This is a genomic window from Natronorubrum halobium, from assembly GCF_051351675.1.
GTDB lineage: Archaea > Halobacteriota > Halobacteria > Halobacteriales > Natrialbaceae > Natronorubrum.
The window spans coordinates 3060808-3076353 of sequence record NZ_CP195595.1 but is presented as its reverse complement, the minus strand read 5'-3'; the positions used below and the strand labels follow the sequence as shown (position 1 = coordinate 3076353).

At 63.0% G+C, this 15546-nt stretch carries 15 protein-coding genes; 7 read left to right on the top strand and 8 right to left on the bottom strand.

All coding sequences use genetic code 11. The features are described from left to right. Window position 1 precedes the first annotated feature (1 nt). The 4 genes from ACSFC7_RS15160 to ACSFC7_RS15145 all read left to right on the top strand — a co-directional run bounded on the left by ACSFC7_RS15160 (window position 2) and on the right by ACSFC7_RS15145 (window position 3987). On the top strand, window positions 2–1189 hold the full coding sequence (locus tag ACSFC7_RS15160; protein WP_436343664.1) for an ABC transporter ATP-binding protein: 1188 nt from the start codon (window positions 2–4) through the stop codon (window positions 1187–1189). A 174-nt stretch (window positions 1190–1363) separates the two neighbouring features. Beyond that, on the top strand, window positions 1364–2443 hold the full coding sequence (locus ACSFC7_RS15155; protein ID WP_436343663.1) for a Gfo/Idh/MocA family protein: 1080 nt from the start codon (window positions 1364–1366) through the stop codon (window positions 2441–2443). Between the two features lie 162 nt (window positions 2444–2605). Then, window positions 2606–2923 carry a carboxypeptidase-like regulatory domain-containing protein gene (locus tag ACSFC7_RS15150; RefSeq protein ID WP_436343662.1) on the top strand — a complete coding sequence of 106 codons (318 nt, stop codon included), beginning with the start codon at window positions 2606–2608 and terminating at the stop codon, window positions 2921–2923. Between the two features lie 95 nt (window positions 2924–3018). Next, a complete protein-coding gene (locus ACSFC7_RS15145) occupies window positions 3019–3987 on the top strand; it encodes a sugar phosphate isomerase/epimerase family protein (protein WP_436343661.1) in 969 nt (322 codons plus the stop codon). A 15-nt stretch (window positions 3988–4002) separates the two neighbouring features. Here ACSFC7_RS15145 and ACSFC7_RS15140 read toward each other — a convergent pair whose 3' ends face one another. From ACSFC7_RS15140 to ACSFC7_RS15130, 3 genes are all read right to left on the bottom strand, one after another. Beyond that, entirely contained in the window at window positions 4003–4326 is a 324-nt protein-coding gene (locus tag ACSFC7_RS15140; protein ID WP_436343660.1) for a HalOD1 output domain-containing protein, read from the bottom strand. Between the two features lie 154 nt (window positions 4327–4480). Next, window positions 4481–5353 carry a phosphatase PAP2 family protein gene (locus tag ACSFC7_RS15135; RefSeq protein WP_436343659.1) on the bottom strand — a complete coding sequence of 291 codons (873 nt, stop codon included), beginning with the start codon at window positions 5351–5353 and terminating at the stop codon, window positions 4481–4483. 98 nt (window positions 5354–5451) lie between these two features. Then, on the bottom strand, window positions 5452–7209 hold the full coding sequence (locus ACSFC7_RS15130; RefSeq protein ID WP_436343658.1) for an ABC transporter substrate-binding protein: 1758 nt from the start codon (window positions 7207–7209) through the stop codon (window positions 5452–5454). Between the two features lie 329 nt (window positions 7210–7538). On the opposite strand from ACSFC7_RS15130, the gene ACSFC7_RS15125 reads away from it, so the two are divergent. Next, entirely contained in the window at window positions 7539–8702 is a 1164-nt protein-coding gene (locus ACSFC7_RS15125) for a tubulin/FtsZ family protein (RefSeq protein ID WP_436343657.1), read from the top strand. A 36-nt stretch (window positions 8703–8738) separates the two neighbouring features. Here ACSFC7_RS15125 and ACSFC7_RS15120 read toward each other — a convergent pair whose 3' ends face one another. Next, a complete protein-coding gene (locus ACSFC7_RS15120) occupies window positions 8739–9179 on the bottom strand; it encodes a hypothetical protein (protein ID WP_436343656.1) in 441 nt (146 codons plus the stop codon). On the opposite strand from ACSFC7_RS15120, the gene ACSFC7_RS15115 reads away from it, so the two are divergent. Both ACSFC7_RS15115 and ACSFC7_RS15110 read left to right on the top strand, forming a co-directional pair. Further along, the gene (locus ACSFC7_RS15115) at window positions 9163–9522 is read left to right on the top strand and encodes a hypothetical protein (RefSeq protein WP_436343655.1); all 360 of its coding nucleotides are present in this window, start codon (window positions 9163–9165) and stop codon (window positions 9520–9522) included. The two genes, ACSFC7_RS15120 and ACSFC7_RS15115, sit on opposite strands and share 17 nt — an antisense overlap. A 229-nt stretch (window positions 9523–9751) precedes the next feature. After that, window positions 9752–9901, top strand: coding sequence for a hypothetical protein (locus ACSFC7_RS15110; RefSeq protein WP_436343654.1), 150 nt, complete (start codon window positions 9752–9754; stop codon window positions 9899–9901). 67 nt (window positions 9902–9968) lie between these two features. On the opposite strand, the gene ACSFC7_RS15105 is transcribed toward ACSFC7_RS15110, so the two are convergent. From ACSFC7_RS15105 to ACSFC7_RS15090, 4 genes are all read right to left on the bottom strand, one after another. Then, window positions 9969–10667, bottom strand: coding sequence for a 6-hydroxymethylpterin diphosphokinase MptE-like protein (locus ACSFC7_RS15105; RefSeq protein ID WP_436343653.1), 699 nt, complete (start codon window positions 10665–10667; stop codon window positions 9969–9971). 299 nt (window positions 10668–10966) lie between these two features. Beyond that, window positions 10967–12160, bottom strand: coding sequence for a dihydropteroate synthase (gene folP, locus ACSFC7_RS15100; protein WP_436343652.1), 1194 nt, complete (start codon window positions 12158–12160; stop codon window positions 10967–10969). Window positions 12161–12260: 100 nt separating this feature from the next. Next, window positions 12261–13451, bottom strand: a complete 1191-nt coding sequence (locus ACSFC7_RS15095; protein WP_436343651.1) for an AMP-binding protein — start codon at window positions 13449–13451, stop codon at window positions 12261–12263. A gap of 289 nt (window positions 13452–13740) precedes the next feature. Next, window positions 13741–14976: a Cdc6/Cdc18 family protein gene (locus ACSFC7_RS15090; protein WP_436343650.1), complete on the bottom strand. Its 1236-nt coding sequence runs from the start codon at window positions 14974–14976 to the stop codon at window positions 13741–13743. Window positions 14977–15546: the final 570 nt, after the last annotated feature.

The window sequence follows — 15546 nt, the reverse complement described above, 5'->3', positions numbered from 1 at the left end:
AATGGCACGAGTACGACTCGAAAATATCACGAAACGGTACGGAGAGGAAACGGCAGTCGACGGGATCAGCCTCGAGGTCGAAGACGGTGAATTCGTCACCTTCGTCGGCCCGTCGGGCTGTGGCAAGTCGACCACGATGGAGACGGTTGCAGGGCTCACCCAGCCGACCGAAGGGGAGGTGTACATCGGTGACGACAACGTCACCAAGCTCGCCCCGAAGGACCGGGGCGTCGCGATGGTCTTCCAGAACATCGCCCTGTTCCCGCACATGGACGTCTACGAGAACATCTCCTTCGGGCTGCGACTCCGAAAGTACGACGACGAGGAGGTCCGCCGGCGCGTCGAGCAGGCCGCCGACATCGTCCAGCTCGAGGGGATGTTAGACCGGATGCCCGCGGAGATGTCCGGTGGCCAGCAACAGCGGGTCGGCATCGCTCGCGCGATCGTCCGCAACCCGGACGTGTTCCTGATGGACGAACCGCTGGCGAACCTCGACGCGAAGCTGCGGGTACACATGCGGACGGAGCTCCAGCGACTCCACCGGGAGCTCAACGCCACGGTCATCTACGTCACCCACGACCAGGCGGAGGCGATGACGATGTCGAACCGGATCGCCGTCCTGAACGACGGGAAGCTCCAGCAGATCGCGCCGCCGCTGGTCTGTTACAACGAACCGACGAACCTGTTCGTCGCGGGCTTCATCGGCTCGCCGTCGATGAACTTCGCGGAGGGAGAACTCGTCGAAGACGGGGTTCAGACCCCGAATTTCCACGTCGGACTCGATCCCACGACCGTCCCGAACGTGACGGTCGGCGACGCAGTCACGCTCGGCGTGCGACCGGAGGACGTTCATCTCTCGAGGTACGCCGACTCGCTGTCCCAGCCGACGGCACCCATCGACGCCCGGAGCGACGTCATCGAACCGATGGGCGACGAGGTGTTCGTCTATCTGCTGCTCGCGGAGGGGGCAGAGCGGTCGATGGACGAAGATCCCGCGTCGTCGTCGGGCCAGTTGCTGATGAGCGTCACGCCGGACACGGAGATCGAGGCGGAACAGGACGTCGACGTCGTCCTCGACCGGTCGAAGATCCACCTCTTCGACACCGAGACCGGCGACGCGCTCACACACGACATCACCGACCAGTCCGAACGAGAATCGGGAACGACTCGAACGGAGGCGGACAGCTAATCCCGGCTCACTGACCGACCGGGACGGACAGCACGGCGTCTCGATACGTCCGGTCCGTACCGAGTCGGCGCTCGTTTGGCAACGGAGCAAAGAGGATTCAGTGCATCAATTCGATATAGCGGTATTGGCTGTATCAGTACGAGAACGGACGACGACTGTGGTGACTGCACTCCAATGACATCGAATCGAAACGACATCAGAACAGGTATCGTCGGGTTGGGGAATATCGGCCAGTACCACGCGGAGCGACTCGTCGACCACGGGGTCTCTCTCGTGGGGGGGATGGACGTCGCTGCCGAGGCGCGCTCGCGGTTCGCACGTCGGTACGACGTCGACGTCTACGAAGACCACCACGAACTGTACGACACCGTCGACGCCGTGATCATCACGACGCCGAACAAGTACCACGAAGAGTACGCCGTCGACGCCTTCGATCGCGACCTTCACGTCCTCCTCGAGAAACCGCTCGCTCACTCCTTCGAGAGCGCGACGCGGATCGCCGACGCCGCGAACGACTCCAGCGGCCACTGTATGGTCGGCTTCAACAACCGGTTCGCCAACACGGTTCAGATCGTCCGAAACCGGATCGAGAAGGGGAACCTGGGCGAGGTGACCCACATCGAGGCGAACTACGTCCGCCGCCGAGGGATTCCGGGCCGAGGGTCGTGGTTCACCCGGCGACAGATCGCCGGCGGGGGCGCGCTCATCGACCTCGGCGTGCACGCCATCGACCTCGCCCTGTTCCTGCTCGACTATCCCGACGTCAACGAGGTAAACGGCGTCACACGCGGGGAGTTCGGCTCGAACGACGACTACGCCTACCTCGAGATGTGGGGCGAAGACGCCGGCCCGGCGGGGTTCGACGTCGACGACTCCGCCAGCGCGTTCATGCGGTGCAAGGAAGACCAAACGGTCTCGCTCGAGGTCGCGTGGGCGACCAACCGACCGCCGACCCACGAGTTCGTCGTCCGCGGCACGGAATCGGCCGCGCGGTTCGACCTCCTCGAGGGTGGTCTCAGCGTCCACTCCGCGAGCAAGACCGGTCCCGATCACCTCGAAGATACGTCAATCGAGACGCGTGAGATCGACACTCACTCGCGGGAACAGGAGGTGTTTTTCGACCGCATCGAGCGCGACGATCCGGACGATCGAAGCGTCGAACAGGCCCTCGCCGTCCAGCAGATCATCGACGCGATCTATCGCTCGAGCGACGAGGGCCACACGATCACCGTCGGAGAGTATAGTAGCCACTGAAAGTCAATGCACACCTGATCGCACGACGGCTGTGCGATCAGTGTGTAAATCATTTCAGTTGTTACTATAGGTACCGGCTCTTCGCAGGAACGACACGCGCTGGTTCGAACGGCACACACTTGCAAGTACACGCTTTTCGCCGTCCTCGTGGTACACACCCACATGAAAGTCGAACGACCGCTCGTCCTCGAGATCAGTCGTCACGAGATACCGGTGGGACGGCCGATCACCGTTCGCGTCCGAGACAGCGGGAATCGACCGATCGAGGGAGCAGTCGTCGAAGCCGGCTCGAAACGCGAGCGAACCGACGCCAGCGGTCGATGCGAAATCACGTTCCGCTCGCCCGGGTTCTGGAAGCTGGTCGCGAGAAAGTCGCCGACCGAACGCGTCTCGTACGAACCAGCAGTCTCGCTCGTGCGAGCGATGCCGCGATCCTCGACGGGCCGACGGCCGCGGCGAACCGGTCCGCCGCGGCTGTGAACCGACACCCATCGCGCTGAAACGCCACGCTCCGTCGGACGCTACCCGTTCGCCGGCCCTCGTTTTATTTCGCCGGCCGTCGATCGTCGGTCCGTATGGATATCGGCGTACACACCCCGCCGCTGGCGGACGAATCGCTCGAGGGGGCGCTCTCGTATCTCTCCGAGATCGGCGTCGGCGCGATCGAACCCGGCGTCGGCGGCCACCCCGGACAGGACCACCTCCCGCGTGCGGAACACCTGGACGACGACAGTTCCCAGCAGGAGGTTCGAAACCTGCTCGAGAGCTACGACATGCGGATCAGCGCGCTCGCGACGCACAACAACCCGCTGCATCCGGACGACGAGCGGGCAGCGGAGGCCGACACCGAACTTCGGGAGGCGATCGAGCTAGCCAGCCAGCTCGACGTCGGTGTCGTCACCTGTTTCTCCGGCCTCCCCGCCGGCGGACCGAAGGACGAGGTCCCGAACTGGATCACGGCCCCCTGGCCGCCCGAACACGACGAGGCGCTCGAGTATCAGTGGGAACGGGCCGTCCCCTACTGGGAGGAACTCGCGGAGTACGCCGACGAGTACGGCGTCGATATCGCCATCGAGATGCACCCGAACATGCTGATCTACGAGCCCCACGGGATGGCGCGGCTGCGCGAGGAGACGGGCGAGCGAATTGGGGCGAACTTCGACCCCTCCCACCTCTACTGGCAGGGGATCACGATCACCGACGCGATCCGGTATCTCGGAGAGCGCGACGCGATCCACCACGTCCACGCCAAGGACACCAAGATCTACGAGCCACAGGCCCGCGAGAAGGGCGTCCTCGACACGACGGCCTACGACGACGAGCCGAACCGGTCGTGGCTCTTCCGATCGGTCGGCTACGGCCACGGCGAGTCTCACTGGAAGGATATCGTCTCGACGCTTCGCATGATCGGCTACGACGGCGCGCTCAGCATCGAACACGAGGACTCCCTGACGAGTTCGCGCGAGGGCCTCGAGAAGGCCGTCGATCTCCTCGATCGAGCGATCTTCGAGACGGAACCGGGCGAGGCCTACTGGGCGGAGTGATCGGGACGGGCGGTTTCAGTCCTCGAGCGACCGGCCGAACGAGACGTCCGTATCGCCGGTACCCGATCGCTCGCTGACCTCGACGCGCCCGTCGCTGTGAACGACGACCTCGTAGCCCTCGTACTCGAAGGTAACGCGCGCGTCGGGACAGACTCCCGACGGCGTCTGAAACAGCCTGTCCAGTGCCGCCGGATCGACCACGGCGTACAACGGCTCGTACGCCGGTGGCTCGACGTCGGTAACGTCGACCCCTTCGCGGGCGGCGATCGCTTCGATGACAGCCTGGGTCGGTACCACCGCGCTCTCGGGCGACGACGGCGAATCGGATGCGGAGGACATAGCTGTAGCATCTCCGCTCGAGCGGATAAGGGTAGTGTCGAACGTAGCTGCGTGAAAAAACCGTCAGACGTCGACTGTACTGGCGATATACGTCCGTTCGTGTCGACACCCGACCGGACTCGTTTCGACGAGGTATCACGGAGACCCCCGTCGGCTACTCCCTGTCGGTGTTCGGCGACTCGAGTCGCGTCTCGAAGAATCGCCGAATCGGCGCGACGATGCCGTCGACCGTGTAGTTGACGCCGATGTAGACGCTGACGAGCGCGAGGAGGGTCCCGCCGACGACGTCGGCGAACCAGTGAATCCCCAGATACATGGTGGAGAGCCCGACGCTGACGGCGAGGAATCCGGAGAGCGGAACCCACACCGGATACTTCTCCCGGGTCACCCACGCCAGAAAGAAGACGGTCATCGACAGGGACGTGTGCAGCGACGGGAACACGTTCGTGGGCTGGTTGATCTCGTTGGTGAGCGTCCGGGACTGCGGGAACGCCTCGTACAGGAGCCCCTCGAAGAGCGACGGGTCGACGTTTCGCGGCCCGAACGCGATAAAGAGCGTGTAGAACAACAGCCCGATCGCGTAGTTCGCGGTGAACGAGAGCACGAGCGTCGACAACTCCTCCATCTCCTTGAGTGCGAAGTACGCGACGAACGGGAACAACAGCAGGAACGCGTAGCCGTAGATGTAAATAAAGACGAAAAACGAGGTCAGGGCGTCCGTCTGAAACGACTGGACGACGACGACGGGATCCGTGCCGAACAGCGCCCGATCGAACTCGAACAGATACGGCGTGATATTGTTCCGGAGGACGCGACGCTCGAGTCGCTGGACGACGTCCTGTGTCGACCACCGCAGGAGGAGCACGACCGCGAGCGCAGTGAACGGCAGGAGACAGGTCTGGAGTCGCCATCGAAACTCCCGCAGCGCAGCGACCGCGTTTCGCGGACCGACGATGACGAGCGTCGCGGTGACGAGCATGGTCATCACGGCAAGTACGAGTTCGAGCAGGACATCGAAGAGAGCCATTCAGTATACTCGCTGAGACTATTGCTCCCGAGCCATTAACTCTTTCACAGTTCTCCGCACGCCAGCACGCGTCGCGACTATCGACGACTGTGGTGCCTTCACTCGAGTAATCTACCGTCGTCGTAGCTGTAGCCGATCTCCTGAAACAGCGGCCGGGTCTGCGCCGTATCGATCGATCCGTCGGTGCCGGGAAAGTCCAGAATTTCGGGATTGGGATCGGCGAACTCGTCGTCGGCGTACTCCCACGCATCGTCGCGAATGCCGACGAGTGCAGTCGGAGTCGTCGCCACCTCGGCAAAGCCGTTGAGGACGTCGGTGACGATGTTTTCGCGATCGATCAACCGCGAACAGACTCGCCGGAAGTTCGGATTCCCGAGGTCGGCGGACTGACTGTTGTAGCCGACCATGTAGAACGCGTCGGTCGTCTCCATCGCCGTCGAGACCTCGGACTCGCTCTGGACGTCCTCGACGGTTTCCGGAGGGAGTTCGCTCGCCGTCACGTCGATTTCGTCGTCGATGAGCAGGTCTCTCATCGCACCCGCGTTCGGGGCGACTTGGAACCGAAGGCCCTCGAACCGAGAAAACTCCTCGAGCACTGATGGCCGGTTCGACAGTCCGCGAAGGACGTGGGAGTCGAACGATTCGAGTTCGAGTTCGTCGTCCGTCTCGGCATCCACGAACGCGAACAGTCCGGAGCCGATCGGATTCTCGTTGTCGTGGGTAATCGCCTCCGTCTGACGATCGGTGACCAGTTCCGATCGCTCGGCCCAGATATGCTCGGGGAGCAGTGGAATCGTCAACGCGCGCGCCGCGACCGCCCGCGTCGTGTTGACGAAGTACAGATCGATCGTCCGAGAGTCGACGACGTCGGTCGATTCGACGAGCGTTTGCCGACCGCGAAACCGCGGTGCGGGGATCCCGCCCTCGACGTCGCCCAGAGACGTGTCTTCGATCAGTTCCAGGGTAAACTTCACGTCGTCAGTATCGATCGGTTTGCCGTCGTGCCATACGAGTCCGTCCCGGAGGGTGAGGCGGGTTCGAAGCCCGCCCCCTTCGTCCCACTCGGCACGTTCGGCCAACCACGGCACGTACTTCCCGTCGATCCGTCGCGCCGGTGGATCGTACAGCAGGTCCAGTAGCCCCTCGATCCGGTTCCGATCGACGGTCAGCGGATTCAACCGCTCGGTGAGCCCTTCCCCGAACACACCGATTTCGAGGGGGCCGTCCCGCGGTCCGTTAGCCACGTCCGAGCAGATCTCGACGTATCCCAACGCATCTCGCGGCGGCGTGGGCACCTCGAGACGCTCGCGAGACGCGGTTATTCGGTACGGGTGTGCGACGACGGTAAACGGCGTCGACTGCAGCAGGTAGTCGATCAGTTCGACGAGCTCATCGGGACGGTCGTCTTCGTTCGTTTCCCGTTGTTGCTCGAGATAATCGTCGGCCGCTAACTCGCTGAATCGAAAGGGGTTTTGCCACCCCGGTTCGCTGACGAACTGCGAGTGGAGCAGTCCGTACAGGGCGTCGAGATCGTCGAACCCGCGGTGTCTCGTGACGAATACGTCGTAATCGGCCTCGAGGAGGACGTCCCGGTACAGTTCCGCCGTGGAGACGGGTTCGTGGGTCGCGTCGATCCCCGCGTTATTGTAGTTCTCCCGGAGCCTGCTCGCGATCGTCGCGGCGATCGGATCGTCGTCTGCCGGCACCGTCTTGATCGACAGCGCAACCTGGTCCGGACTGGTGGTTTCCGCCTGTGACCAGAGTCGGTCGAAACAGCCAGCGAGGGAACTCACCGCGGCGACACCGCCGCCTGCAAGGAGCCCTCGCCGGGTCGTCGACGGAACGGCGTCTTCCATACGTCCCCGGATACGCCACCACAGCGTATAGGACTTACTCTCGAGGCGACATCTTGACGAGCGAATGTGACGACCGCTTCGGGACGAACGGCAGGACTCGGCAATCGACTCGAGGTGCTCGCTGGGCGTCTGGATAGGTAGTGAAACCGATTTATCCGATGTGAATATAGTAACGAGATCCTGATTATATTGTCCGCGTGAATATGCGAGCCATAACAATACAGTGTCGTGGTATCGAACCGCACGTGGCTCCCGTTCCCACACGGCCGGTCCGGCCGATCCCTCTCGATCGGTCGACCGCGTCCGAGGAACGGCCACGAGAGACAGCTATGAAACTCGCACTCATCGGATTCGGTCAAGCAGGCGGGAAGGTAGTCGACCAGTTTCTGGCGTACGACGACGCGATCGACGGCGGCTTCGTCGAGAGCGGGATCGCGGTCAACACCGCGACGACGGACCTCCAGGGACTCGAGAACGTATCCCACGAGAATCGCGTCCTCATCGGGCAGGCGCGCGTAAACGGCCACGGCGTCGGTGCCGACAACGAACTCGGTGCCGAGGTCGCAGAGGCGGATATCGACGAGGTCCAGCACGCGATCGACTCGATTCCGACCCACGAGATCGACGCCTTCCTCGTCGTCGCCGGTATGGGCGGCGGCACCGGCTCCGGGGGCGCACCCGTCCTCGCGAAACACCTCAAGCGGATCTACACGCAGCCGGTCTACGGGCTCGGGATCCTCCCCGCGACGGACGAGGGCGGCATCTACACGCTCAACGCGGCCCGTTCGTTCCGGACGTTCGTTCGCGAAGTCGACAACCTGCTCGTCTTCGACAACGACGTCTGGCGAAGCGCCGGCGAATCCGTCCGGGGTGGCTACGACCGGATCAACCGCGAGATCGTCGAGCGGTTCGGGCTGTTGTTCGCCGCCGGCGAGGTCGGCCACGGCGATCACGTCGCCGAAAGCGTCGTCGACTCCTCCGAGATCATCAACACGCTCTCGGACGGCGGTATCTCGACCATCGGTTACGCGAGCGAGACCGTCGAAACGGGCGGTGACGGCCTGCTCTCGTCGTTTACCGGGAGCGACGACGGCTTCGACGAGGGGAGCGCGACCAACCGAATGACCAGTCTCGTGCGCGAGGCGACGCTGGGTCGACTCACCCTCCCGTGTGACGTCGGCAGCGCCGATCGCGGCCTGGTCGTCGCGACCGGGCCGTCCGAGCACCTGAACCGCAAAGGCGTCGAACGCGGTCGGCAGTGGCTCGAGGACGAGACGGGAAGCATGGAGATCCGCGGCGGCGACTATCCGACTCCCGACGACGAGGTGGGTGCGATCGTCCTCCTCTCAGGCGTGACGGACGTCCCCCGCGTCGATCAACTGCAACAGGTCGGGGTCGAAGCCAAAGAGACGACCGAGGAGGTCCGAGCCAACGCCGAAAACGAGTTCGCGTCGCTCGTCGATACGGGCGGCGAACTCGACGCCCTCTTTTGAAACGACCATCCGGAACCCGCTTCCAGCGTCTCGCGTTCAGTTCTCGGACGCCGGCGGGCGAATGACCCGGTCGACAGCATCGCGGAACTGCGGACTCTCTCGGTACCAGAGCCAGCAGCCGACGCCGGCGAGGATGATCGAGTTGGCGACGACCCCGACAGCCGACGCCAGATAGGCCGCCGCGCCGTCGCCGGAGACCGCAAACACGTTCGCCGGGTTGTCGTGGACGAAAAAGAAGTAACAGACGAACCAGGCGTTGGGCAGCAGCGACGCGACGAGCAACGGCGCCCCGTAGGCGTAGTTCTTGAGCCAGATCAGGGTAAACGCGAGTAGCGGGCCGAACAGGCCGACGACGGCCAGAAACGCGGGTTGTCCTTCCGTAAACGTCGCGCCGACCATCGACTGCGCGGCGGCGAACAGTCCTAGCACGATGACGTACGCCACGACCGGCACCGTCACGATGAGTCGAATATCCACGTACTACGGTGGCCACCTGTCCGTCTTAATCGTTATTACCAGCGATCAGATACGTTCGAAACGGGCCGTCACCGTTCTGACGGCCGAAAACCACCGAAAGCGGTCCACACGGGTTGCCGAGACGGTCGAGCGCCACGAGGAGTCGTCCACCGATCCGGCGATACCGTGGCAACTCGCGAACGACCTGTTCGGCGATCTCGAGGAGATCGACGCCAAGTTCGGCGCCGGTGAGGCGGCAGTTCACCGTCGACACCTCGAACGGGACGAGATCGTCGATCGAACGGGCGGGATCGTCGGTCGAATCGGAAGCGATCCGAGCAGTTATCAGTCCGTCAGACACTGATATTGGAACTGGAACGAGACGTTGAATCACGGATTCGTACTGAATCAATATCCCGGACGGCACGCCGTAATCGGCTCATTACCGCCGTCTCACTCGCCAGTGTTAGCGGCGAATAGCTATCAGATTAGTTGTTATTCGTGTTACGAGGAGTATAACGAAACCCGATACGACCAACTAGTCGGGTATGCGAAGTGAGAGACACTCGAACCGGGTATCGACATCGTCACGAATGCGGCGAGCACTCGAGTCGGTGTTCTTCCGGAACGAAGGGCGGACGGTCATCGAGGAGTGCCGACGGTGCGGAACGACGCTCGAGTCCGGCGGACCGAACTGTCCGGCCTGTGGCCGCGACGATATCGTGAAGTATCACCTCGAGTGACGTCGCGTCCGTCACCACTTCGAACGACGTCGTATCCGCCCCACCGCGCCGACGCTCGAACGGCTCGTCACTCGACCGGGAGCACGCTCGTCTCGATCGCGTCCCGTCGACCGTCCAGCACTGCAAAGCGCTCGGCGCGCCGGGATTCGAGCCAGTAGAGCAACCGTTCGGCCCACTCGAGCTTTCGGGCTTTCACCGGATTGACGGTCGGATCGTCGAGGTCCCAGCCGACGAAGACGAGGCGAGTCGCCCCGAAGTGATCGGCGAGGAACGCCGCCCGATCGCCGTCGGTGAACCCCCCGAAGTTTTCGACGGGACCTCGCGGTGCGGCCTGCGTCGTGGGGAGCACGAAGTCGTCGGTGCAGTCGGGAACCACGTCGCGAACCGCCTGGACATTGTCACCGTGTGCGTGGACTGCGACCGGAACCCCCGCGTCGGTCAGTCGACGAACGGTGTCGGGATTCTTGTCGAGATCGGTCACCATGCAGTCGACATCGACCCCGCGTTCGGCGAGCGTATCGGCCGCCGTCGAGGCCGCGAAGACGACGTCGGCGCTCCGCGCCTGCTCGAGAGCCCTCCCGTCCTCGAGCGAGGGCCCGGCGCCGGCGACCGCGACCGTCGCGTCGCGAGCGCTCGAGAGTCGCTCGAGGTCGAATCCGTCGGTCAGCGAGCCGAGCGCGTCGCGCGCTCGCTCGTCACCGGCCCGGTCATAGCCGAAATCGTCCAGAATCGCCTCGTAGACGGATTCCCACTCGTCGAACTCCATATGCCCACTGTGATCCGGAGTCGTATCTGTATTCGGAATGCGGCGCCGAGAGCGGCAGCCGGAACTCGTCTCCGGATCTGTCACCGGTACCGGTTCCAGGAATTGCGCTGGCTTCCGGCGTCGCTGGCGGAGACGTATCACTGGGAAGAACGATTCTGCCGCCCTCGAGTTGGCACTCGTCGGCGTAGTTCCACAATAATTCCGTGTTGTGGGCCGGGGGTCGCCTCCAAAGTACCCCTACCCGGGAGGCCGCCCGGCGTCCAGTTCCCCTTTTCGAAGCCTCCGGCATAAGCTTTCTCTTACCTTAGCATCGCCGCTAGCGAGCCCGCAAGAGCGCTTAGATCGCCGTTTTCGTCGCGTAGACGGTCTGATACGTCTGAAATTGCAGTTGTCGATCCCAGTAACAGTAGTTGATCGTTGTCAACACTGTACGCGTCGGCGTCGTACTCGGCGACGAGGGACGTGAATCGAACTCGATCGTCGCCGCCGAGTCCGGCGATTTCGACGGCCAGTACGGACCAGTCGTCGGCGACTGTCGGGTCGATGTCGCGCTCCGTCAGATGAGTTCGAAGGTCGCGCCTCGAGCGGACGTCCAGCCGCGAAACTGACAGCTCACCGTGGCTGTCGCTCGAACGCTCGGTAAAGGCCGCCCCGATCAGTGCCGCGTCGCGCGTTTCGGCAACGTCGTGGGTTCGGATCACGTGTGCGCCGCGTTCGACGGCCAGCGACGTTGCCGCGAGACTGACCGGCAGTCGCTCCTCGGTCTCGCGGCCCGCGATCTCGCCGAGGAAGTTCTTCCGGTTGATCGAGACCAGTATCGGCCGTCCGAGCGCACGAAACTCGCGCAGTCGGCGGAACGTCTCGCGGTCGTCCTCGAGCGTCTGGGCCTCGCTCCAGCCGCCGAACGCGGGATCGACGATCGTCTTGTCCGTCAAACCGTTCTGCTTCAGGGCTTCGTACACCTGGTCGACGTAGTCGGCCTGGGTCGCCCACTCGGGCGATTTCCGCTCGCCCCAGTCCGTCTCCTCGACCGCTCCCGGTCGCTCGAGATTCGATGGACTCGCCATCTTCGCGACGGCCACGTCGTACTCCTCGCAGACGGCGGGCATCTCTGGATCGGCGAAGCCGGCGATGTCGTTGACCATGTCGAATCCCTGCGAGAGCGCCTCGTCGGCCACCTCGGCGTACCGGGTCTCGATCGAGTAAATCGCGTCCCCGGAGACGCTCTCGATCGTCTCGAGCGCAACGTGGAGGCGTTCGAGTTCTTCTTCGGCTGAGAGCACGTCGAACCGTTTGTTCGCCGACTCGAGGCCGATATCGACGATGTCGGCCCCCTGATCGATGAGTTCCTCGTCGACGTACCGAGCGGCCTCACCGGGGTCGTCGAAGACGCTCGGATCGTATGGGGACTCCTCGCTGACGTTCAACACACCCATGATCCGGGGCGGGTAGTCGTCACCGATCCCCAGCCCCGCCGCGTCGACACTGTTCATACGCGGACTGAGGAGTGAAGCCTGATAGGTACCGCGATTGAGGAACCCGGGCAAAAGGACTGGAACTCGGTAGCGAGTTTCGCAGGCGTTCTGCCGGCGATTACGACCGCGAGCGGCCGTGAATCGACTCCATCGGATCGCCGACACGGCTCACTCCCGTCTCGTCGCGGTCGAAGACGCCGATTCGAACCCACCGTCTCCCGTCGACCGTCGCGATCAGTTCGTCGGTCAGTTCCGGGCGGGCGACGTACCCGTTCATCGTTCTCGGTCCGCTGATCGAGAGTTCGCCGTCGGCGTGGTCGTCAAGCGTGCGCGTCTCGACCCCCGGCAACACCTCGTCGGGCGCGTCGGGGTCGTCTTCGTCCGGTTTTCTAACGTGTGTCAGTCCCGTTTCCGGACGCCCTCGGTAGCGGACGGCGGCGCCCGGTTTGTCGCCGGTCGAGTCCATCGCCCGTTCGAGAACAGCGACGCGGTCGTCGACATCGTCCTCGAGTGCACGGAGCGCATCGTACTGTCGGGGTGTGAGGAACGTTCTATCGACGCTGTCGGTGGATAGCAGCGAGCGAGTCGTTTCGGGATCCCAGTCCGGAAGGGGGTGGTACTGCCCGCCCTCGAGTATCGCGGCGTTCGCACCGTACGCGAGTTCGATCGGATCGGACAACGGGAGCGTCCCGAGGTGACGGCAGTTGGCACCCCGCTCGACGATCGACCGTCCGAGATCTGCGGCGGCGGTCAGCGCCGAGTGAGTGTAATTCACACCGAGTGGCTCACCGTCGTCGTGTCCGATGTAGGCGATCAGTCCGCGATCGTCGTCCGACCGTCGCACGATATCGATACCGGTTCGCGCGCCGGCACTGTTGATGCCGTCGTTGTCGAGAAATGTCGGGAGATCGATCCCCATTCGCGCATCGATATCGACCGTGATCGCGACGCGCACCGTCTCGACTCGGTTCAGAATTCCCAGAAACGGCGTTTCGTCGGTGACGTACGCGTTCGCACCGGTTTCACGCAGCACAGTCGTTATATCGGCGTTGCTGTACTCGAGCGGCACCGTCACCGGAATACAACCGTTTCTGAGCGTCCCGTAGAAAGCGATAAGGAAGGCTCGAGGATTCGAGAGCCGAATCGCGACGGCGTTGCCTGCGGTGATCTCCCTGGCCTGTAGGCCGCCGGCGAACGCGTCCGTCTCCGCCCAGAGTTTCGAAAACGTGGTCGGATCGCTCCCGGCGATAGCCGGTTCCGTTTGGTTCTCCATGACCGCCTCCTGAAGCTGCTTCGTGAGATTAGACATAATAGCGGATGGCTATCGAGGTGCGTTAAGCGTTCTCCACGTACAGTACAAGAACGTCATCCACAAGCGTATGTCTGAATATGCCCTAGAAGATTCGAGATCGATCGATTGTACGCTCCAACAGTGATCGAACGTCCCGAACGCGTACTCGGCACGCCGAAATTGACGCGCCGAAGTCGGGGCACCACCGTACTGGAATCGGAAGAACGTAAGTAACGTATCGAGACCTGAGCACGGTGTACCGAAATCGAACTCACGACACCGCGTCCCGAGCGGTCGTGCTCGACTCCTACTCCTGACCGTCGTCTTCGAGGACGGCCAGCCGCGAATCTCGCAGGAGCACTTTCCTGACGATCGAGGGGTTCTCGAGCAGTCGGTGTTTGGCGTGGGCACCGCGGCCGCGTCCGCGGCCCTCCCGTTCGGACTGGATCACGTTGAGGAAGTTCTGCTCCTGAAGGATCTCCTGGACCCGGCGCTCCGAGAGGACGTCGAAGTCGAGCTGGCGGGCGATCGACTTGTACTGGTTGTAGATGATCTTCGTCGGGAACTCCTTCTCCGAACTGTTCTCGGTGAGCAGCGTCAGCGAGTAGAGGATCGCCTTGGCCTGCTGTGGCGAGCCCTCGATCAGTTCGTTGAACCGATCGGCTTCGGTCTTCTCCTTGGCGTCGCGAACGTGATCCGCGGTGACGCGAGTTGCGTCCTGCTTCTTCGCGATGCGGCCGGCGTTGCGGAGGATGTCGATCGCCTTCCGCGCGTCGCCGTGTTCCTGGGCGGCGAGCGCGGCGGTCAACGGGATTACGTCGTCGGAGAGCACCCCGTCGTGGAAGGCGTCCCGCCGTTTCTCGAGGATTTCGACGAGTTGATTCGCATCGTACGGCGAAAAGACGAGTTCGTCGCGCGAGAGGCTCGATTTCACGCGCTCGGAGAGGTGGTCCGGGAAGTCGATCTTGTTCGAGATGCCGATGATGCCGATACTCGAGTCCGAGATGCGTCGGTTCTCGCCGGCACGGGAGAGTTTGCGGAGGACTTCGTCGTCTTCGAGCATATCGATCTCGTCCAGGATGACGATGGTGACGTCGGTGCAGTGATCGACCGCCTGCCAGAGCCGTTTGTAGTAGTCGCCGGTGCCGAGGCCTCGGTCGGGGACGCTCACACCGCTCTTGTCGGACTCGTTGACGAGCTGGGCGATCGTTTTGACGATCGATGCCTCGGTGTTTTGCTCGCCGCAGTCGATGAAGGCGTACTTGACGGTGATATCGTCGCGCTGTGCTTCGGAGATCACCCGCTGGGTGATCGATCGGGAGATGAGTGATTTTCCGGTGCCGGTCTTGCCGAAGATGAACAGATGATTGGGCTCGCTCCCGAAGATAGCCGGGTTCAGGGCGTCCGCAACCCGCTGCATCTGGTCGTCTCGGCCGACGATCCGGTCCGGCCCGGGAAGGTGCGTGATCTCGAGCAACCGCTCGTCGGCGAAGACCGGATCGTCGTACCGAAAGAGGGGATCACGATCGTCGTTGGCGGACATTGCGATACCGAGACTCTTCTGACTGGATTGAAATAAAGCTATGGACTTCGCTCGCGGATGTAAATGCGACGATTCAGGCACCCGAGTGCAGGTATTCGGCTGTGTCGTGAAAATCAGCTACTTCGCCGACATCGCGTTTCTAATTGACGATCCTCGACGGACCGACCTCGGAACGGAAACACCCCCACCCCCCTCGCGGATGTAACGTGTCGAAGACGATGGTCGACCGGACGAGTGGACGGTCACCCGAACAGCGGACAGTCCGGAAGTCGTTGGAGTCAAATGGAGAGACGTCCAGCGTACCCCTTCGATGACGTATCGACCGATCTAGGCGCGCGTCCCGACGACCGCAGTGCGACCCCCTGTACCGACGAACGCGGTCGAAAAACGTCCGCTCCCCCGCTCGAAAAGACGACATTTCGTAGCAATATCGAACCGTCTGACGCCGAGACGACCACTTCTGGGGACACACACCCCCGTCGCGGATGTAACGCCAAATGGGTGGGTGGGGTGCGAGTGAATTCCTCGATTTGGGCACCTTCGGGACACATCCACCGAGATATTACATCC

Excerpts from the sequence above, each read along its gene's own strand:
- ACSFC7_RS15160 (WP_436343664.1), top strand. The coding sequence starts at position 2 with ATGGCACGAGTACGACTCGAAAATATCACGAAACGGTACGGAGAGGAA.
- ACSFC7_RS15155 (WP_436343663.1), top strand. The coding sequence starts at position 1,364 with ATGACATCGAATCGAAACGACATCAGAACAGGTATCGTCGGGTTGGGG.
- ACSFC7_RS15150 (WP_436343662.1), top strand. The coding sequence starts at position 2,606 with ATGAAAGTCGAACGACCGCTCGTCCTCGAGATCAGTCGTCACGAGATA.
- ACSFC7_RS15145 (WP_436343661.1), top strand. The coding sequence starts at position 3,019 with ATGGATATCGGCGTACACACCCCGCCGCTGGCGGACGAATCGCTCGAG.
- ACSFC7_RS15140 (WP_436343660.1), bottom strand. The coding sequence starts at position 4,326 with ATGTCCTCCGCATCCGATTCGCCGTCGTCGCCCGAGAGCGCGGTGGTA.
- ACSFC7_RS15135 (WP_436343659.1), bottom strand. The coding sequence starts at position 5,353 with ATGGCTCTCTTCGATGTCCTGCTCGAACTCGTACTTGCCGTGATGACC.
- ACSFC7_RS15130 (WP_436343658.1), bottom strand. The coding sequence starts at position 7,209 with ATGGAAGACGCCGTTCCGTCGACGACCCGGCGAGGGCTCCTTGCAGGC.
- ACSFC7_RS15125 (WP_436343657.1), top strand. The coding sequence starts at position 7,539 with ATGAAACTCGCACTCATCGGATTCGGTCAAGCAGGCGGGAAGGTAGTC.
- ACSFC7_RS15115 (WP_436343655.1), top strand. The coding sequence starts at position 9,163 with ATGAGTCGAATATCCACGTACTACGGTGGCCACCTGTCCGTCTTAATC.
- ACSFC7_RS15110 (WP_436343654.1), top strand. The coding sequence starts at position 9,752 with ATGCGGCGAGCACTCGAGTCGGTGTTCTTCCGGAACGAAGGGCGGACG.
- ACSFC7_RS15105 (WP_436343653.1), bottom strand. The coding sequence starts at position 10,667 with ATGGAGTTCGACGAGTGGGAATCCGTCTACGAGGCGATTCTGGACGAT.
- folP (WP_436343652.1), bottom strand. The coding sequence starts at position 12,160 with ATGAACAGTGTCGACGCGGCGGGGCTGGGGATCGGTGACGACTACCCG.
- ACSFC7_RS15095 (WP_436343651.1), bottom strand. The coding sequence starts at position 13,451 with ATGTCTAATCTCACGAAGCAGCTTCAGGAGGCGGTCATGGAGAACCAA.
- ACSFC7_RS15090 (WP_436343650.1), bottom strand. The coding sequence starts at position 14,976 with ATGTCCGCCAACGACGATCGTGATCCCCTCTTTCGGTACGACGATCCG.